Annotated in this window: 11 protein-coding genes; 3 read left to right on the forward strand and 8 right to left on the reverse strand. The window is 71.7% G+C overall.

Annotated elements, in window-relative coordinates:
* Positions 1-2: 2 nt before the first annotated feature.
* Both Ahu01nite_RS04800 and Ahu01nite_RS04805 read left to right on the forward strand, forming a co-directional pair.
* Positions 3-1,307 carry a DUF1479 domain-containing protein gene (locus tag Ahu01nite_RS04800; RefSeq protein WP_239158617.1) on the forward strand — a complete coding sequence of 435 codons (1,305 nt, stop codon included), beginning with the start codon at positions 3-5 and terminating at the stop codon, positions 1,305-1,307.
* A gap of 15 nt (positions 1,308-1,322) precedes the next feature.
* Complete coding sequence (locus Ahu01nite_RS04805) at positions 1,323-2,366, forward strand: zinc-dependent alcohol dehydrogenase family protein (RefSeq protein WP_203835157.1); 1,044 nt, start codon at positions 1,323-1,325, stop codon at positions 2,364-2,366.
* Positions 2,367-2,376: 10 nt separating this feature from the next.
* Here the strand turns inward: Ahu01nite_RS04805 and Ahu01nite_RS04810 are convergent, their stop codons facing one another.
* The 3 genes from Ahu01nite_RS04810 to Ahu01nite_RS04820 all read right to left on the reverse strand — a co-directional run bounded on the left by Ahu01nite_RS04810 (position 2,377) and on the right by Ahu01nite_RS04820 (position 14,552).
* Complete coding sequence (locus Ahu01nite_RS04810) at positions 2,377-2,814, reverse strand: hypothetical protein (protein WP_203835158.1); 438 nt, start codon at positions 2,812-2,814, stop codon at positions 2,377-2,379.
* An 829-nt stretch (positions 2,815-3,643) separates the two neighbouring features.
* Entirely contained in the window at positions 3,644-14,023 is a 10,380-nt protein-coding gene (locus Ahu01nite_RS04815) for a beta strand repeat-containing protein (protein ID WP_203835159.1), read from the reverse strand.
* 73 nt (positions 14,024-14,096) lie between these two features.
* Positions 14,097-14,552 (reverse strand): MarR family winged helix-turn-helix transcriptional regulator, encoded by a 456-nt coding sequence (locus Ahu01nite_RS04820; RefSeq protein ID WP_203835160.1) that lies wholly within the window; start codon positions 14,550-14,552, stop codon positions 14,097-14,099.
* A 319-nt stretch (positions 14,553-14,871) separates the two neighbouring features.
* Here Ahu01nite_RS04820 and Ahu01nite_RS04825 point away from each other — a divergent pair, with 319 nt between their 5' ends.
* Entirely contained in the window at positions 14,872-15,540 is a 669-nt protein-coding gene (locus Ahu01nite_RS04825) for an SGNH/GDSL hydrolase family protein (protein WP_203835161.1), read from the forward strand.
* On the opposite strand, the gene Ahu01nite_RS04830 is transcribed toward Ahu01nite_RS04825, so the two are convergent.
* The 5 genes from Ahu01nite_RS04830 to Ahu01nite_RS04850 form a co-directional block, all read right to left on the reverse strand.
* Positions 15,537-16,277, reverse strand: coding sequence for an energy-coupling factor ABC transporter ATP-binding protein (locus Ahu01nite_RS04830; protein ID WP_203835162.1), 741 nt, complete (start codon positions 16,275-16,277; stop codon positions 15,537-15,539). The two genes, Ahu01nite_RS04825 and Ahu01nite_RS04830, sit on opposite strands and share 4 nt — an antisense overlap.
* Positions 16,274-17,035 carry a cobalt ECF transporter T component CbiQ gene (cbiQ, locus tag Ahu01nite_RS04835; protein ID WP_203835163.1) on the reverse strand — a complete coding sequence of 254 codons (762 nt, stop codon included), beginning with the start codon at positions 17,033-17,035 and terminating at the stop codon, positions 16,274-16,276. The genes Ahu01nite_RS04830 and cbiQ overlap by 4 nt, the downstream gene beginning before the upstream one ends.
* Positions 17,035-17,391 (reverse strand): PDGLE domain-containing protein, encoded by a 357-nt coding sequence (locus Ahu01nite_RS04840; RefSeq protein ID WP_203835164.1) that lies wholly within the window; start codon positions 17,389-17,391, stop codon positions 17,035-17,037. The genes cbiQ and Ahu01nite_RS04840 overlap by 1 nt, the downstream gene beginning before the upstream one ends.
* An 85-nt stretch (positions 17,392-17,476) precedes the next feature.
* On the reverse strand, positions 17,477-18,181 hold the full coding sequence (locus Ahu01nite_RS04845; RefSeq protein WP_203835165.1) for an energy-coupling factor ABC transporter permease: 705 nt from the start codon (positions 18,179-18,181) through the stop codon (positions 17,477-17,479).
* A gap of 203 nt (positions 18,182-18,384) precedes the next feature.
* The gene (locus tag Ahu01nite_RS04850; protein WP_203835166.1) at positions 18,385-19,365 is read right to left on the reverse strand and encodes a helix-hairpin-helix domain-containing protein; all 981 of its coding nucleotides are present in this window, start codon (positions 19,363-19,365) and stop codon (positions 18,385-18,387) included.
* Positions 19,366-19,370: the final 5 nt, after the last annotated feature.

The raw sequence follows: 19,370 nt of genomic DNA on the forward strand, positions 1-19,370 counted from the left end.
CCATGTCAGCACCCGTCGTCCCCGCCCCGCACGCGAGCGAAATGTTGCCCCCGCTGCCGCACTGGGAGCAGACTCCGAGCGATCTCAAGGGCGCGATCCGCGAGGTGAAGGCGGCTTTGCGGGCAAGGATCGCGCACTCCGGGCGTACCGTCGAAGAGGTTTTTGCCGTTGCTGAAGAGCGTGTGCGGGTCGCTGTGAGTGAGATCGTGGCCGCGAAGCGGCGGGGCGAGGCCGTCTGGCCGACCATTTCGTACGCGGACATCGCGGCAGGCACGGTTTCCGACGAGCAGATCGCACTGGTACGCCGTCGCGGCTGCCTCGTCGTCCGCGGGCATTTCGAGCGGGAGCAGGCGCTCGGCTGGGACCGCGACATCGTCGGCTACGTCGAGGGCAACGCGTTCTTCGACAACTATCGCGGCCCCGGTGACGACTTCTTCGGCAGCGTCGGCTCGAAGCCGGAGATCTACCCTGTCTACTGGTCACCGGCGCAGATGCAGGCCCGGCAGAGCGACCGCATGGCGAACGTCCAGGCGTTCCTCAACGGGCAGTGGAAGCACGAGTCCGGCGGCGTCCAGTGGTTCGACCCGTCGCGTGACTCGCTCTACCCCGACCGGATCCGGCGCCGTCCCGAGGGCGCCGACTCGGGCGGGCTCGGCACCCACCTCGACCCGGGGACCCTCGACCTCTGGATGACCGAGTCGTACCAGCGGGCCTTCCGGCACCTCTTCGACGGCACGATCGAACAGTACGACCCCTGGGACGCCGCCCACCGCACGGCGGGCCCGCAGTACCCGGGCAGCACCATGTGCTCGGCGTTCCGCACGTTCCAGGGCTGGACGGCGCTGTCCGACATGGCCCACGACCAGGGCGTCCTGCACACCGTCCCGATCCCCGAGGCGATGGCGTACCTCATGCTGCGCCCGCTGCTCCCGGACGTCCCCGACGACGACATGTGCGGCGTCACGGTCAACCAGGTCTTCCCCGCGAGCGAGAAATGGCACCCGCTGCTGCTGGAGGCCCTCACCGCCATCCCGGACGTCCGCGCCGGCGACTCGGTCTGGTGGCACGCTGACATGATCCACAGCGTCGCCCCGGTGCGGGACCAGCAGGGCTGGGGCAACGTCATGTACATCCCGGCGGCCCCGTGGTGCCCGCGCAACGAGCGGTACGCCGCCGACGTACGCGCCGCCTTCGAGACCGGCTCGAGCCCGAGCGACTTCCCCGAGGAGCACTACGAGCGCACCTGGCCGAACCGTTTCCAGCCCGCCCAGCTCAACGAGACCGGCCGGCGCGGCCTGGGCCTCTGAGGGCACAATCGGTGCATGCGTGCGGTCCTGTATGAGGCGTTCGGTGAACTTCCCACTCTCGCGGAGGTCGCCGACCCGGCCCCGCCGCCCGGAGGCGTGGTGGTCACCGTCGAGGCGACCGGCGTCTGCCGCAGCGACTGGCACGGCTGGCGCGGCCACGACCCCGACATCCGCCTGCCGCACGTCCCCGGCCACGAGTTCGCCGGGGTCGTCGCGGCCGTCGGCGCCGGGGTCCGCGACTGGCACCCCGGCGACCGCGTCACCACCCCGTTCATCTGCGCCTGCGGCACCTGCCCGGCCTGCCTCGCCGGCGACCAGCAGGTCTGTTACCGCCAGCACCAGCCAGGATTCACCCACTGGGGCTCGTTCGCCGACCAGGTCGTGGTCCACCAGGCCGACATCAATCTCGTACGCCTCCCACCCGCCGTAGCCTTCGCCGAAGCAGCCACCCTCGGCTGCCGCTTCGCCACCTCGTTCCGCGCCGTCGTCACCCAGGGCCGCACCCGCCCCGGCACCTGGCTCGCCGTCCACGGCTGCGGCGGCGTAGGCCTCTCCGCCGTGATGATCGCCGCCGCATCCGGCGCCCGCGTCATCGCCGTCGACGTGAACCCCGCAGCCCTGGACCTGGCCACCCGCTTCGGCGCGTCGGTGACCATCAACGCTCGCACGACGCCCGACGTCCCCGCAGCTATCCGCGACGTGACGGGCGGCGGTGCACACGTCTCCCTCGACGCCCTGGGCAGCGCGGTCACGATGACAGCCTCGATCGAATCACTGCGGCGACGGGGCCGGCACGTGCAGGTGGGACTCCTCCCGCCCGCTGCCGGTGGGCGCCCCGCGGTGCCGATGGAACTCGTCGTCGCCCACGAACTGGAGATCGTGGGGAGCCACGGGATGGCAGCTCACGCGTACCCGCAGATGATGGCCATGATCGAAACCGGCGCCCTGCGCCCCGCTGAGCTGATCACCCACGAGATCGCGCTGCCCGACGCCCCTGCGGCGCTCGCCGCCATGGACGGCCCCGCCCCGGCCGGCTTCACCGTCATCAAGGTCCGCTGACCCCGGCGGATCAGACGCCCGCGAGCAGGTGGGCGCTGGGTTCGTAGTCGATCTTCCAATCGGCGTAGACACCGAGCGTGCCGTCGGTCAGGCAGCGCAGGCCGACACTGATCCAGCGCACCTCCTCGTCGTCCGTCATGGCGAAACCGACGGCTACGGCGAACGTCTCGCCGCCGCACGGGCAGGCGCACTCGCCGATGTCGGCATCGTCGAGGTGATCGGCGCTGTCAGCCACGGGTGCCTCGACGCGGCAGGCAAGGCAGGCGGTCACGGCGCAGCCGTCCTCGTCGTCGACGCTGACGGCGAAGGAGGTCCCGCCGCATTGCCGGCAGACGACTTCCTTGACCTGTCCGACCGGGTAGCCGCCGGCCCGGAACTCGCGCACATAGGTCTCGAGATCGGCGAAGCTGTCGCCGCGCCAGACCCCGCGGCTCTTCTTGATCGTCACGACGGGCTCCAGATCTCGTCAGAGTGACCGGCCCGGTCACACGCTCTCGCGGGCGCCGGCCGGGATGGTCAGCGGGTGCCGATCACGGTGCAGCCACCCTGACGCCGAAGCCTATGCCGGTGATCGGTCTGGACCTTGGTGGCCACAATTATCACAGCCAGTCACCTCGGCCGGAACGTATATGTTATGCGCTGAGGCATGATTGCCGCGTGTTTGACAGTCAGCGGTCCAAAAAGTTGCGGCATTCAGGGTTTCAGCACAATTATGGTGGACGTTTGACCCCGTGGTGGAGAGCCTCCGTCCGGTTCCCAAGAATGCAACACGGGGTGTCACCGGGCGCAGCGGAGCCGCGCTACTCGAAAGGACCTTCTCACCAACTTCGACGCCGTCACGTCGCTCGTCGCCGACGGGAATGCGTCGTGCGACGCCGCTCCCCAAACTTCATAGACGCGCCATCGAATGGTGACACTTCGCGCTGTTCCTTCGTTGATTCGATAGTCGCCTATTTGGGAGGACGGAAAATTCGCCGGACATTGCGCTGAAGCACCGGAAGTCACAATCTTTGGTCGTAGAGGTCGTCAAGCGCGTGGCAATCACGTCTCGGCACATGGCATATAGGTCTGGCGGAGGTGACGGATCGTGACGACGACGGCGGAAGCTGCCGAGTGTCATTCGAGGGTGGCCATTCCGAGCCCGTCTTCCTGCCGGTCGCTGCAGGACTCCAGGTCGCTGCGGCGTCCGGCTCCTGGCTCGTGACCGGCCCGGATGTCGGGCCGGTCAGCGGCGGGTAACGGCAGAGGCCGGGCCGGGCAGCGGCGGAGGCCGGGGGTCAGCGGGTGCGGCCCTTGCGGGCGGCGAGGCGGGCGGCGCCGCCGCCGATGATCATGAGGATGGCGAGGAGGAGGAGGCCGGTCAGGTCCTGGCCGGTCTTGGGGAGGTTGCCGGAGCCGGTGGTGGTGTCGGAGTTGTCCGTCGGCGGGGTGGTGGTGGGGTCGGTCGGGTCATCGTCGGTGTCGGTGGGGGTTGAGGCGATGGTGAGGTTGGCGGTGGCGGTGTTGTTGACCGTGTTGCCTTCTGTGCTGGTGGTGCTGATGGTGACGGTGACCGGGAAGGTGCCGGCCTTGGCGGTTTTGGCTACCGCGAGGTAGAGCCAGAGTTCGCTGCTGGAGCCGACCGGGGCTTCCGGGCCGGTGCAGGTGACGGCGTTGCTGTCGACGTCGGGGGCCGGGTCGCAGGTGAGTTCGACGGTGTCGGCCTCGGTGGCGGCGGCGGTGAAGTCGGTGGCGGAGGCGTCGAGCAGGACGACGGCCTTTGTCAGGGTGGTGCCGGTCGGCGGGTTGATCAGGAAGGTGACGTCCGAGGCGCTCTGCGAGCCGTTGTTGCTGTAGGGGAGCTTCAGCAGGATCGCCTTGCCCTGGGTGGCCGTCGGGGCCGGGTTGCTGTAGTCGATGTCCAGGTCGACCGTGGGGGCCGACACCGTCAGATCGGGCAGGGCGAGGTCGTCCGTGGCGCCGCAGGTGCCGGTGTTGCCGCCGTCGACGCAGCCGCCGGTGAGCTTCGAGCCGACCGTGGCCGAAGCGTCGATGATCAGCGGGAGGTCCAGTTCGGTGGTCTCCCCGTCGGCGATCGCCAGGGTGCAGGTCACGATGCGGGCGGTGGACCCCTCGGAGCAGCCCGTGGGCAGGGTGCCGTGGGTGGTGCCGGTGGGCAGGACGAACGTCGCCGTGTACGGGTCCGCGTCCTGCGGCCCGCTGTTGGTCAGCGTGATCGGCAGGATCGTGGTCTGACCCGGCGCGGGGCGCGGCACCGACGGCGTTCCGACGTTCACGGTGACCGTGTAGTCGGCCGTCGTGGTCGTGACCAGGGTGCCCTGGGCGGTCAGGACGTCGGTGTTGTTGGCGTCGTTGCTGAGCGTGACGCCCGTGACGCTCCACAGGGTGCCGGTGGTGACCGAGCCGTCCACCGTCACCGCGAGGGTCACGGTCACCGCCTGGTTGGCGATGAGGTTGAAGGCGCGGCAGGCGACAGCGGTTCCCGCGGTGACCGTGCAGTCCGCGTCGCCGACCGTGGCGCTGGTGACGGTCATGCCCGCGGGCAGGCCGGTGAGCGGCACCGTCAGCGTCACCCCGGTCTTGTCGGCGGTCGAGACCACGCTGATCGTGGCGTTGCCGGTGGTGCCCGCCGGGATCGTCTTCGGGGTGATCGTGACGGTGGCGGTGTCCTTGAGCGGGCGGTCCGAGGCGAACGCGACGACCGTTGCCGAGCCGCCGCAGGTGCTGACGCCGTCGCGGGTGAAGCAGCCGTTGCCGACGATGTCGCCGTCCAGGGCGGTGCTGGAGACGACCACCGGCAGGTTCCAGATCTTCGCGGCGGTACCGACGGCCTGGGTGATCGTGCAGCTCAGCACGACGGTGCTGGACGGGTTGCAGTCGAGGGCGGCCTGGCCGGACAGTGCGCCGAACGTGCTGTTGGTCGGGGCCGAGACCGTCGCGGTGACGCCGATCGCGTCCGACGGGCCCGGGTTGGTGACCGTCACGGACATCGTGGTGGTGCCGGCCACCTCGACGTTGCCGGACGGGCCGCTGACGGCCACGGCGAGCGGGCTCGACGGCGTACCCGTGGTGGCGAGCTGACCGCCGCCGGGGACCGACTCGCCGTTGACCGTGAGGGTGATGCCGCTCGCGGTCCAGGTGACGCCGTTGCGCAGGGCGGAGGCGGCACGCACGACCAGCGAGACCGCGTTGGTCTGCCCCTGGACGAGGTTCACGCCGGTGCAGGTGACCTGGGTGGAGGCCAGGGTGCAGGTCGAGCCCGCCGGGCCGGAGGCGCCGGTGACGAGGAGGCCGGCCGGCAGGGTGAGCGGGACGGTCACGGTGGTGCCGGGGATCGCGCCGGTGGCGGTTGCCCGGACGACGGCCGTACCGGTCTGGCCGGGTGTGATCGTGACCGGCACCGTCGCGAGGGTGACCCGGCCGCCCAGCGGGGTGGCCAGCTCGATGGCGGGGAGCGGCTCGCAGGTCGTGGAAACGGTGACACAGCCACCGCCGACCGGGGACGTCGCACCGAGCGGGACGGCGACCGGGAGGGTGAACTGCAGGGTTCCGTCGGCGGCCACGGCGACCGGGCAGGTCACAGCGGCCGGGGTGTCGACGGTGCAGCCGGCGAGCGAAGGCGTGCCGAAGGTCGTGCCACTCGGGGCCGTGAAGGCCAGGCTCCTGGTGGTGGCCGGTCCGGTGTTGGTGACGGTGACCGCCAGGTCGGCGGTGCTGCCGGGCAGGACAGTGCCGGCGGCGGGCGCGACGACCGTGACGGTGAACGCGTTGGCGGCGGTCACGATCGTCGCGGTGGGGACGTTGCGGGTGATGGTCCTGGCCGCCTGGGCGACCACGATCGCCGGCGTCCATTGACCCGGGGTCGCGGACGAGACGGGGGTCAGGGCCAGCGCGATGCCGGTGCTGCCGCCGGCGGTGAGGTCCACCCCGGAGCACGTGACGGCGTCGGTGCTGATGACGCAGTCGGTGGTGCCACCCTGACGGGCCGAGACCACGGCGGTCCCGGCGGGCAGCCCGGCGCGGGGGACAGTGACGGTCAGGCCGGTACGCGCGTCGGCGGATGCGACCGTGACGGTCGCGGTGCCCGTACTCCCCGCGGTGATGGTCTTGTTGTCGGCGCTGACGGTGATGGCCTGGTCCAGGGTGCGGGTCGTCGGGATCCCGGGCAGCGACGGGTCGCCACTGGTGCAGGCGCCGTCGGAGCCCTTGTCGAGGCAGCCGCCGGTGAGGACGATCGCCGGCGGGGCGTCGGGGGCGACCTGCACCGGCACCGACCAGACGACCTGCGGCGCCGTCATCGGCACGGAGAAGTCGCAGTCGATCCGGACGTTGCCGTCGGCGAGGATGCAGTCGTCGTCGGCCCGGCCGGTGAGCGGGCCGAACGTCGTGTACGGCGGCGCCAGGATGCTGGTCACGACGTGCATGGCGTCGGACGGACCGGCGTTGGTCGCGGTGACCGTCAGGGTGGTGGTGCCGCCGACCTCGACGGGACCGGGCGGGAGCGAGGTCTCGTAGGTCACCGCCGCGATCGGGTCGCCGGTGGTGATCAGCGTGCCGGAGGGGGCCTGGGTGCTCTGCCCGGAACCGTCGGTCATCGTGATCGGGCCGGGTGTCCAGCTGATCGCGGTGCCGAGGCTGGACGCCGCCGTGACGGTGACGGTGATGACCCGGTGGCTGCCGGTGGTGAGGCTGACGCCGGTGCAGACGACATCGGTCGTGAACGTGCACGCCGAGCCGCTGGGGCCGGTGGCACCGGTGATGGTGAAGCCGGCGGGCAGCGTGTTCGTGGGCACGGTGGCGGTGAGGCCGGAGATCGCACGGTCGGCGTCGACGACGACGTATCCGGGGCTGGCCGGGCCACCCGGGACGGCCGTGCCGGGTTCGGTGCTGATCCGGGCGTCGGCGCTCAGCGGCGAGTCCAGGGTGATCGGCGGGAAGTAGCCGTCGGGCGGGTTCGTGCAGTCGCCGTCGAGGTTGGCGTCGTAGCAGCCGTCGTCGAGCACGTCGTCCGGGTCGGCGGTGCCCGGGACGACGATCCGCAGCGGGAACGCGAGGTCGCCCTCGGGCAGGTCGCGTACGCAGGTGACCACGGTGGCGGTCGCGGTGCAGAAGCCGTCGGCGGGTGTGGTCAGCGCGGCGAACGTGGTGCCGGTCGGGGCCTTGAACTGCACGCGGGCCTGCCGGTAGAGCGACGGGCCGGCGTTGGTGACCGTAACGCCGAGGTCGCCGGTCGCGCCGGGCAGCAGGGTGCCGGGGGCGGGGACGGTCACGGCGACGCTGAGCGGGTGGACGGGGGCGCCGATCGTCGCGGCTCCCGGCGTACGCGTAACGGTCTCCGAGCCCTGTGTGATGGTGACGGCGGGTGTCCAGACGGCCTCGGCCGCACCCGCGTCGGCACTGAGCGAGAGCGGAATCCCGTAGGTCCCGCCCGCGGCGATGTCGACGCCGGTGCACTCGACGAAGCCGGTCTGCACAGCGCAGGTCGTGGCCCCGGTGAGGGTCAGCCCGGACGGCAGCGAACCCGTGTCGACACGGACGGTGAGGCCCTGCCGGGCGGCTGAGGCGGCGACACTCACCGTGGCCGTTCCGCTGGTACCAGGAGTGAGGGACGGGTTGTCGGCGCTCACGGTGAGTACGGTGCCGAGCGGCGCGCGCAGGGTGATGTCGGGCAGGACCACGTCGCCGGTGCCGCCGCAGGCCCCGTCGCCGCCGAGGTCGGCGCAGCCACCGGTGATCGCCACGGCGGGGTCGGCGTTCGCGGGGATGACGATCGGCAGCGTCCAGACCAGGGGCTGGTCGTCAGCGGCGAGGGTGACCCGGCAGGTCAGCGTGCTCGCCGACGCGACGGTGCAGGACTGGGCGATCGCGCCGTCGAGCGTGCCGAAGGACGTTCCGGCCGGGGCGTTGAGCGTGACCGGCGCGTTGACGGCGTCGGACGGCCCGGTGTTGTCGAGGGTCATCGTCACGGACGTGGTCTCGCCCGGCAGCACGGTCCCGGGGGCCGGGCCGCTGGTCGTGGCCGTGAGCGTGTAGCTCGCGGTGCCGGTGTTCAGCAGGACACCGTTGGCGGTCGCGGTGTCGCCGCCCGGGTTCGTGACGGTGATGCCGGTCGCGGTCCAGGTCCCGTTCGCCGCGGCGGCGGTGACCGACAGCGGGATGGTGACGGTGGCCGCCGTACCCGCGGCGATGTCGACGCCGGTGCACTCTACGAAGCCGGTCTGCAGCGTGCACGTACCGCTCGGGGCCACGCTGGGCGCGCCGGCGAACACATCGCCGGGCTTGTCGTTCAGCGGAACCCTGACCGTCAGGTTGCTCTGCGCGGGATCGGTCCCGACGGTCACGCGGGCGACACCGTTCCGGCCGGGCGTCACGGTGGCCGGGGTGGTGCTGATGGTGACCTGCTGGTTGAACGGCGTCGACAGCGGCATCGGCGGGATCGGCCGGTCGGGCGGGTCGGCACAGGTGCCGTCGTTGTTCAGGTCGATACAACCACCGGGCAGAGGGGTACGCGGATTCGCGCCGGCCGGCACGTCCAGCGGCACCGGGAACCGTAGCGGGGCCGCGGCGGCGGTCAGCGGGAACGTGCAGGTCAGCCGGGTGCGGGCGGCGTTCGCGGTGCACAGGGTCGAGGTGGGGGCGGTGAGCGTACCCAGGGTGGCGCCGGTCGGGACGGCGATGCCGATCGTGGCGGTCGCCAGGTCGGACGGGCCGAGGTTGTCGACGTCGACGGTGAGCGTGCCCGAGCCGCCGGGCAGGATCGCCGGCTGTGGCAGCGTGACGACGGCGTCGAGCGTGGCCCGCGGCGGCCCGACGACGGCGAGTTGCGGGTCGCCGGTGATCTGGTTGCCACCGCCCGCGTCGACGGTGACCCCGGTGGCGGTCCAGGTGGTGCCCTCAGCAGCTCCGGCATCCGCCCGTACGCGCAGAGTCACACTCGTCGTCTGCTGGTCGGCGACATTGATCCCGGTGCACCGGATCTGCCCCGCCGTCGCCGTGCAACCCGCGTCGGCGGGCGTGACGGTCAGCGACGCCGGCACAGCGCCCAGCGGCACGGTCAGCGTCAGGTTGCTGAGTGCGCCGTGCAGCGCCTTGACGCCCACGGTCGCGGTCTCCTGGGTGCCGGGCGTGACGGTCGCGGCGGCGGTGACGAGCTGCGCGCGCCGGTCGAACGGCACCTTGAGCATGATGGTCGGCACCGGCCGGTCGCCGGGGCCGGAGCAGCCCGCGGTGCCGGACAGGTTGACGCAGCCCCCGGTGACCGGTGTGAACGGGTCGGCGTTCGCGTCGACGACCAGCGGCAGCAGCAGGTCCGGGGTGCTGGTCCCGGCGGGCAGGGTGACCGTGCAGGAGACCGACAGCCCGTCACCGGCGCGGGTGCAGCGGGCCACGGCGGCGGCATCGGTCAGGGTGCCGAAGGTCGTGCTCGTGGGGGCGGTGACGACAAACGTACGGCCGGTCGCGTCGGACGGCCCCGCGTTGGTGGCGACGACGGTGAGGTTCGTGGTGCTGCCCGCCGTGACCGTGCCGTCGGCGGGGCCGGTGACGGTGACGGTGACCGCGTCGGCGGGCGTACCGGCGGTGGCGATCGGGCCGGTGCCGTCGACGCTGTCCGTGCCGTCGGTGACCGTGACGGTGGTGCTCCATGTCTGCGGCGGCACGACCGACGAGGCGACGGCGACCTGGACGTCCACGGTCTTGGTGACCCCGGCGGTGAGCGCGACGCCGGTGCAGGTGATCGCCGTCGTCCCGTTCACGGTGCAGGTGCCGCCGTCGACGGCGGCGGCGCTCGCGGTGAACCCGGCGGGCAGGTCGGCGAGCGGGATGCTGACGGTCAGCCCGGTCTCGGGCCGGGTGGAGCGCAGGGTGACCTGGCCGGTGCCGGCGCGGCCGGGCACGATCGTGCCGGGGCCGGTGCCCACGGTGACTACCTGGGCCAGCGGGGTCGCCAGATAGATGTCGGGGATCCCGGGATCGCCCGGACCGCAGACGCCGTTGTTGTCCAGGTCGATGCAGCCGCCGTCGACGGGCTGGCCGGGGTCGGCGCCGCCGTCGATCTTGATCGGGAAGAGGAAGGTCAGCGGCGTGGCGGCCTCGGCCAGGTCGAACAGGCAGGTCGCGTGGGTGGTGTCGGTCAGTGTGCAGGCGGCCATGGTGCCGGGGTCGGCCAGAGGCTCGAAGGTCACCCCGGCCGGTGCGAGGACCCCGATGCGGGCACCCGTGGCGTCGGACGGGCCCAGGTTGTCGACCTCGACGCTCAGGTCGCCGGTGTCACCGGGCTCGAGCTCACCCTCGTCCGGCACGGTCACCGTGGTCGCGAGCCGGTAGCTGGGAGCGCCCACGGTCGCGAGCTGCTTGTCCGCGGTGATCTGGTCGGCGCCGTCCGAGACGGTGATGCCGGTCGCGGTCCAGTCCGTGCCCTGCGCGGTGCCGGCGGTCGCGGCGACGACGACGCTGATCGCGGCGGTGCCGCCGTTGCTGATGGTGACGTTCGGGCAGGTGACGTTCCCGCCGCCGATCGTGCACGTCGCCCCGGTCAGGCTGGCGCTGGTCACCGACAGACCGGTGGGCAGCACCAGCGGTACGGTCACCGTCAGCCCGCTCACCGCGCCGTGCACGGCGTTGACGGCGACCGTCGCACTGCCCGACGAGCCGGGCGTGACCGTCACCGGGGTCGCCGTGATCGTGACCCGCTGCGCGAACGGCACCTTCAGGATGATCGGGTCGAACGCCTTGTCCGGGGCGCCGCCGCAGCTTCCGTTGTTGTTCAGGTCCACGCAGGCGCCGCCGAGCGGGGTGTTCACGTCCGCGCCGGCCGGGATGCTCACCGGCAGGGTCAGCTGCGGGCTGCTCACCCCGGCGGCGAGCGCGACGGTGCAGGACGCGCTGGTGCCATCCGGGGCGACCGTACAGGCGGTGGCCGCCGGGCCGGTGGGGGCGCCGAACGTGGTGCCGGTCGGCGGGATCACGCCGAACGGGGTCGCCGGGGCGTCGGAGGGGCCCGAGTTGCGTACGGTCAAGGAAAGATCGGTGGTCTGACCCGGCTCGACGGTGTTGTCGGGCGGGCCGGTGACCGTGGCCGTCAGCTGGTACGCGGGAGTGCCCGCATTCGCGAGGGGACCGCTGGAGGTCATCTGCTCGCCGCCGTCCGAGACGGTGATCGGGCTGACGTTCCAGGTGGCCGGCGGCGTCACCGAGGAGGCGACCGCGACCGCCACCGCGATGCTGTCCGCCTGGCCCGCGCTCAGGTCGACGCCCTCGCACGTGATGACGGCGGCGCCCACGGTGCACGTGGACCCGGCCGGGCCGGTGGCGCCGGTGGCCGTGAAGCCAGCCGGCAGCCCGGTGACCGGGATCGTGACGGACAGGTCATCCTCGGACTGCGTGGAGGTCAGGCCCACCCGGCCGGTGCCGTTCTCGCCGGGAACGATCGTCGCGGGGGTGGTGGTGACGGTGAGGCGGTTCGCGATGGGCGTACGCAATTCGATCGCCGGCAGTGGCTTGTCCCCCGGGTCACCGCAACTCGTGTCGTTGTTGAGACTCACACAGCCACCGGTCAGCGGCGTCGCCGGATCGGCCTGCGCGGAGACGACCAGCGGCAGGGTCAGCGTCACCGCGGGCCCGGCAGCCGGGATGTCGTTCGTGCAGCGCAGCGTGGTGGGGGAGAGCTGGGTGCAGGCGGCCGCGGTCCCGGTCAGCGTCCCGAACGTCGTGCCCTGCGGCGCCACCACCACATAGCTCGCGGCGCGGGCGTCGGACGGGCCGTTGTCGGACACCGTCACCGACATCGTCGCGGTCTGCCCGGGGCGCACGGTGCGCGCCGCAGGTCCCGTCGCCGTCACTCCGAGTGTCCACTGGGGATCGGCGGCGACGATCGTACCCGTCGCCGTACCCGTGGAATCTCCGCTCGTGGCCGTCACCGGCTCACCCGCCGCAGCCGACCAGCCGGCCGTGACCCCCGCGCCGAGCGTGACCGGAACGGAGACGGTGACGGTCCCGGTGGCGGGCACGGTGACGCCGGTGCAGCGGATGCCGTTCGTCGTGGTGCAGGTGCCGCCGCCGGTCGTGGTGACGGTGCCGGCGGTGTAACCGGCCGGGGGAGCGGGCAGCGTGATGGTGGTGCCGGTCGCGGGGATGATACCGAGGTTCCGGACCCGGACGGTCGGCGTCGCCACGCCGTCACCCGGCACCGCGGTGGCCGGGGTGATGGTGACGCCGGTGTCGAGGTTGACGTCGGGATCGCTGACCGTGAGGACCCGCCCGGCGCCGCTGATCGCGGTTCCGTTGAGAGTGGCCGCCATGCCGGTGACGTTCCAGACGGTTCCGGGCGCGGTGGTGGTCGTGGCCGCGGCGCGCAGGCTGATCGTCGACGTGCCACCACCCGGGACGACGACACCGGTGCAGGTGATCGCGGTGGCGTTGACCGAGCAGGGGTTGCCGGCGACGGTCGCGGAGACGATCGAGACACCGGCGGGCTTGTCGGCGAGCGGGATGGTCACCGTCGTGGTCGCGTCCGAGGGGCCGTCGTTGGCGACCGTCACCGGGGTGGTGGCCGCCTTGCCGGCTGCGAGGCTCATCGGCGTCACGGTGATCGAGCCGCCGGTGCTCTTCGGGGCGGCCCGGTTCACCAGGGTGCCACCGCCGTTCACGCTGATCGTGGTGTCGGTGACCCCGGGGATCGGGGTGCTGACCGCGGTGATCGTGCTCGCGGCGGGCGCCCAGTCCGCGGCGGAGGTCGCCGACGCGGCGAGCGACACAGGCAGCGACACCACGGCGTTGCCGGAGCCGGGCACGGTCACACCCGTGCACGTGATGAACGTGGCGCTGGTCGTGCACGTGCCGCCACCGGTCACCGTCGGCGTGCCCAGGGTGTAGCCGGTCGGCGGCATCGGGATCCGGATCGTGGTGCTCGGCGCTGCCACGTCACCGGTGTTGGTGACCGTGACCTTCGGGGTGCCGTTCTCGCCGGGTGCCAGGGTGGCGGGGGCGAGGTTCACCGCGCCGAGCTTGACGATGCCCGAGCAGGTGGACTGGCCGACGATGATCGATCCGTCCACCACCGCGCCGCCCGGGATCAGCGCGACGTCCAGCGCGCGGACCGAGTAGTTCAGCCGCCCGGTGCTCGTGTTGTAGGTGGCGACCCGGTGGTCGACGATGAGGCTCAGCACGCCGGCCACCTCGAGGGGCAGGTTGACCGAGGGGTTGATCACCTGGCCGCCGACGTTGAGGTTCGCGACGTCCGTGGTCGTGGCGATGGTGGACGCACTCATCGTGCAGCTCGTCTGGACCGCACCGACCGACAGGGCGCCCAACGCGCCGAGCCCGGCCGTGCCCGCGGACGCCGTGCCGCCCCCGGTCACCGGGCCCACCGAGGAGTTGACGGCCCCGAGGTTCAGCACCCCGGGGACGTTCGCGCCGACGGTGCTGCTGGTGCTCGCCGCGCCGCCGGTCGTCCAGGTCTTCGCCGGGTCGGGCAGCGCGATGGTCACCGGGATCAGCCCGCCCAGCACCTTCACGGTGATGTTCGCGGCCTGCGCGGTCGTGTTGATCGGGCCCACGGCCGCGTATGCGGCGATAGGGGGCCCGGCCAGGGCGACAAGCAGCAGCACGACGGCCGCCAGGGCCATCTTTTTCATCATGGTGAGTACGGGTGTCGCCACGAGCGAACCCTAAGACGGACTTATACGAGCAGTCTTCGTTTTTCGGAAACCGGTCGAGACCGCTTTTCTCCGGTCAAAGCCCCGCTTTTCCTGGCAACCGCTTGCCATGGTCGCCGGGAAGTGCGCGGCCGCCGATCGCCTCGGTGATGGCGTAGGCCGTCTCGACGAAGGACTCTGCCTGCTGCTGCGACAGGTCCCGGACGGAGGTCTGTTCCAGGGACTGCCACAGGGCCGTGATGGGCTCGCGCATCGCCCGGCCCTTGTCGGTCAGGTGGACCACCATGACGCGCCGGTCATGGGCGGCCGGCTCGCGGATGACCAGGCCGGCGTCCTGCATGCGGCGCAGCGCCTTGGAGATGGTGGAGTGGTCCACGCCGAGGCCTTCGAGCAGTTCGGACTGGGACTGGCCGTCCCTGTCAAAAAGGTGCATCAGTAGCAGCTCCTGCCCGGGATGCAGGTCCATCGCGCGCAGCAGGGTGGCGGCGTAGGAGCGGTGGGCGCGGGCGAGTTGGAAGATTGCGTAGCTCATCGGTCCTGCGCCGGCCGTCGTGGGGATGCGGGGTTCGTCCTGGGCCACGGCGGCCAGCTGGCCGCCGGAGCGTTGCGGGGACCCCTGGGAGAAGGTGATGCCCCGTTGCCGTGCACCTGGCCTGGGCCGGGCTGCGGGACCTCCACATTTGCCTCGTGCAGCACGTCCGGGCCGCCGCATCGGTCAAACACGATTGCTCTCACGTTGACTCCTCAGCCTGCCACACCACTTATGTGGCTAGACACCTGTGTGGCTGGCCAAGTATTTAGTGGTACGCCTCTCTCCCGGCTGGTTGCGCAGGGGCGCTAGAAAGAACACCGTGCGAACAGGGCGATGGGTGGCGGCAGGGTTGCTCGGTGTGGTGGCGGTTGCCGCGGGGATGACCCCCGCCTCAGCCTCCGAGCCGGTGGTGCTCCTGCCCCTCGGGGCGTCGATCACCCATGGGTACGGCTCGACGGACGGCAACGGCTACCGCGGTGTCCTCCATGAGCGGCTCACCCGCGAGGCCGGCCTCAGCGTCGACTTCGTCGGCTCGCAGCACTCCGGCACCGCCCCGGACCCCGACCACGAGGGGCATCCGGGCTGGCGCATCGACCAGATCGCGGCCCGCGCCGACGGCTGGCTGGCCACGTATCACCCCGACATCGTGGTCATGCACCTCGGCACCAACGACATGATCCAGGACTACCGGTCGGCGACCGCCCCCGACCGCCTGGTCGCGCTCGCCGATCACATCGTGGCCGCCGACCCGGGCGTGACCGTCTATGTGTCGTCGCTGGTCTGCAGCTCCGTCCCGGCGGTGAACGCCCGCATCGACGCCTTCAACGCGCGGCTGCCCGCGCTGGTGGCCGGCCACTACGGCGTGGTCTACGTCGACCAGCACGCCGTGATGACCGCGGCGGATCTCAGCGACCAGGTCCACCCGACGAACGAGGGCTACCGCAGAATCGCCAACGCGTGGTACGACGCCATCGTCGCGCGCCGTTAAGGGCGTACGGGGTGGAATCCGAAAGGGAGCTCCAGGCGGTGCGCGTGCAGGAGGGCCTCGTCCGCCAGGATCTCGGGGGTGGGGCCGTCGGCGACGATCCGGCCGCCGTCGAGGATCACCGAGCGCGAGCACAGCTGCATCGCGTACGGCAGGTCGTGCGTGACCATCAGCACGGTCACGGGCAGCGTCTGCAGGATCTCGGCGAGCTCGCGCCGGCTCGCGGGGTCCAGATTGGACGAGGGTTCGTCGAGGACCAGCAGGTCGGGCCGCATCGCCAGCACCGTGGCCACCGCGACGCGCCGGCGCTGGCCGAACGACAGGTGATGGGGCACCTGATCGCGGTGCGCGGCCATGCCGACCGCTTCGAGGGCCTCGTCGACGCGGGCGGTGAGCTCGGCACCGCGTACGCCGAGATTGGCCGGGCCGAAAGCCACGTCCTCCGCGACCGTCGGCATGAAGAGCTGGTCGTCGGGGTCCTGGAAGACGATCCCGACCCGGCGGCGGATCTCGCTCAGCCGGGCCCGGTCCCGGCCGTCGACCCGCAACCCGCCGACGTCGACGCTGCCCGCGCCGCCGTGCAGGATGCCGTTGAGGTGCAGCACCAGGGTGGTCTTGCCGGCGCCGTTCGGGCCGAGCAGCGCCACCCGTTCACCCTCGGCGACGGACAGATCGACGCCGCGCAGCGCCACACTGCCGTCGGGGTAGGCGAACGTCAGCCCGCTGATCGACAGGCTCACCGCAGGACCGCTGTCATCGCGATGGCCGCGGCCGCCGCCGGGAGGACCGCCGACTGGGCCCACTGGGCGGCCGTCGCGCCGCCCGCCTCGGGCCGGGGCAGCCGCCCGTCATAACCACGCGACACCATCGCCAGGTAAACCCTTTCGCCGCGCTCGTACGCCCGCAGGAACAGCGATCCCACGCTGACCGCGAACGCCTTGACCTGCCACAGGAACCTAGGATCGTAGCCCCGTGACAGCCGCGCGATCCGCATCCGCCGCGCGTCGTCGGCGAGGATGTCGAGATAGCGCAGCATGAACGTCGCGATCTGGGTGAACACCGCCGGGCAGCGCAGCCGGTCGAGCCCCACGATCAGGTCACGCATCGTGGTCGACGCCGCCAGCAGCAGCGACGCCACCACCCCGAGCGTGCCCTTCGCGACGATGTTCCACGCGCCGTAGAGCCCGTCCACCGACAGCGACATCCCCAGCCAGCCGACCCGCTCGCCGTGCCCCGCGAACGGCAGGGCGACAGCCAGGAGCACAAACGGCAGCTCGATCGAGGCGCGCCTGGCCAGCCATTTCATGGGTACGCCCGCCGCGCCGGCAACCGCAGCCAGCAGCACCGCATACCCGCCGAACGCCCACAGCTCCTCGCGCGGGGTCGCCACCACCACGACGGTGAACAGCAGCGTCGCGAGGATCTTCACCTCCGGCGCGAGCCGGTGCACGGGGCTGGGCCGGTCGAGATGCAGCGGGTGGGCGTGCCCGGCTCCCACTAGCGGGTCGCTTCTTCGGGGGTCTTGCGCTTGCGGGCCAGCCAGAACACGCCGCCGCCGATCCCGAACGTGATCAGCACCCCGAGGACGCCGGACAGGCCGGTCGACAGCCAGGCGTTGTCGATGCCCCGGATGCCGTACCCCGCGAGGGGGCTGTCGTCCATCTGGTGCGCCTGCTCCTGCTGCAGCATGCAGGTGCCGCCGGTGATCTCGTCGTCGGCGTTGAACGTGCAGCCCTGCCGGGCCGTCGCGTCGAGCCCGTCCGGGCTGCCCGACGCGAAGTTGCTGACCACCCCGGCCAGCAGCAGCGCGACCAGCAGACCGCCGGCCAGGAACCATCCGAGTCGCTTACTCATGCTGTGCCTCCCTTTGGCATGCGCTCATGGCCCTCGCCGTCACGGCCGTCCGTCGGTGACGGGAGGCGTAGCTCGGTGCAATCGCTCATGCCGCATCAGCCATCTCTGCGGCGGGAACGGTATTGCGGTAACGGCGCAGCGCGTAAACGAGGTCGGGGCGGACCCGGGCGACCGTGGCGACCGTGGTCGCGGCGATCACACCCTCACCGAGGCCGATCAGCACGTGTACGCCGGCCATCGTCCCGGCGATCGTCGTCATGGACAGCTCGGTCGTGCCACCCAGCCAGTACTCGAGGACGAAGCCCTGCGACGCGACGACCACGCCGACCACCGAGGCGATGAACGCGGTCGCGCCCACCCCGCCCGGCGTCTTCGGCAGGAACCGCATCAGCGCGGCGACCAGCAGGTAGCCGGCGGCCGTACCGATCAGTGCCATGTTGGTGATGTTCAGACCCAGCGCGGTGAGCCCGCCGTCCGCGAACAGCAGGCACTGCACGATCAGCACGGTGGAGACGCAGAGCGCACCGACCCACGGCCCGACCAGGGCCACGGCGAGCGCGCCGCCGAGCAGGTGCCCCGAGACGCCCGGCAGCACCTGGAAGTTGAGCATCTGCACCGCGAAGATGAACGCGGCCACCAGCCCCGCCATCGGTGCCAGCCGGTCGTCGAGGTCGGCCCGGGCCCGCCACACGCAGAACGCGAGCGCCAGCACGGCGATGACGGCGAACAGTGCCGACACCGGCCCGTCCACGATCCCGTTGGCGATGTGCATCGCCTGAACGTCGTCCATCGATTCCTCCCCAGGAACGCGCCACGGTCCATCGCAGCATATTGGCCAACGTGTGTAGTTGCACAGTATTGGCAACTGAGCCACCATGGCGGCGACGCGCGGGATTCACGAAGTGATGATCATCTCCAGCCACCGCCGTCCTCGTCCGGGCACAAGCGAAGGCCCGGTCGTCGATGACGGCCGGGCCTTCTGGGTAGTGCTGGTTACTTGGTGCCCACCAGGGCCTGGGCGCGCTCCGGCCAGGTGTTGATGGTCGGGGCGAGCCGCATGCCCGCCGTCGAGATCATCGTGCGCAGGGTGGCCACGTCGGTGTCCGCGAGTTCCGCGAACGTCGTGATGCCGCCGGCCGCGAGGGCCATCGCCATCTTCGGGCCGATACCGGCGATCTTCGTCAGGTCGTCGGGCTCGTGCGTGAGGATCTCGTGCGGCTGGTCGGTCGTCTGCTCCGCGACGGGGGCAGCGGCCTGGGCGGGGATCACGACCGGCTCGGGCTCCGCGAACGGCTCCGGTTCCGGCTCCGTGAACAGCGCGGGCTCGGTAACCGGCTCGGGTTCGGTCGCGGCGATGGGCGCGACCGGCTCGGACTCGGCGACCGGTTCGGTGACCGGCTCGGCAACCGGTTCCGCGAACGACGCGGATCCGGCGACCGGCGCGGCCTCCGTGATCGCGACGGTTTCGGTCTCGACGATGAGAACCGGCTCCGTCTCGGTCTCCACCACGGACACGGTTTCCGTCTCCGCTACCAGAATCGGCTCGGACGCGGTCTCCACGAGGGTGACCGTGTCCGTCTCCGCGACGACAACCGGCTCCGGCTCCGAGGCCAGATCCGGCTCCGGCTCCGTGACAGCGACCGGCTCCGGCTCGAAGGCCGGCTCCGGGTCCGTGACGGGGGCCGGTGCCGGCTGACCGGCGGCGACGGGCTCCACGATGGGCTCCCCGGCGACCGGTTCGGTCGTGCTGAGAGGCTTGGCGAGGGGCTCGTCGACGGGCTCGGCGGCCGGCTCCGGGTCGGAGACGGCAGCGTCGGCGGCGGGACTCGGGTCGGGGATCGGCTCGGCGGCCGGCGGCGTTGCCGGTGCCGACGTGCCGGCGGGAACGGCCGGGGCGGATTTCCTGCCCCAGATGAGCCAGCCGGCGATCACCCCGACCACGAGCCCGCCGACGAGGGAAAGGACTGATGCCACGGCAT

This window comes from Winogradskya humida (assembly GCF_016862215.1).
Taxonomy (GTDB): Bacteria; Actinomycetota; Actinomycetes; order Mycobacteriales; family Micromonosporaceae; genus Actinoplanes; species Actinoplanes humidus.

Coding starts and splice junctions, on each gene's coding strand:
- Ahu01nite_RS04800 (WP_239158617.1), top strand. CDS start 3: ATGTCAGCACCCGTCGTCCCCGCCCCGCACGCGAGCGAAATGTTGCCC.
- Ahu01nite_RS04805 (WP_203835157.1), top strand. CDS start 1,323: ATGCGTGCGGTCCTGTATGAGGCGTTCGGTGAACTTCCCACTCTCGCG.
- Ahu01nite_RS04820 (WP_203835160.1), bottom strand. CDS start 14,552: ATGAGCTACGCAATCTTCCAACTCGCCCGCGCCCACCGCTCCTACGCC.
- Ahu01nite_RS04845 (WP_203835165.1), bottom strand. CDS start 18,181: ATGGACGACGTTCAGGCGATGCACATCGCCAACGGGATCGTGGACGGG.
- Ahu01nite_RS04840 (WP_203835164.1), bottom strand. CDS start 17,391: ATGAGTAAGCGACTCGGATGGTTCCTGGCCGGCGGTCTGCTGGTCGCG.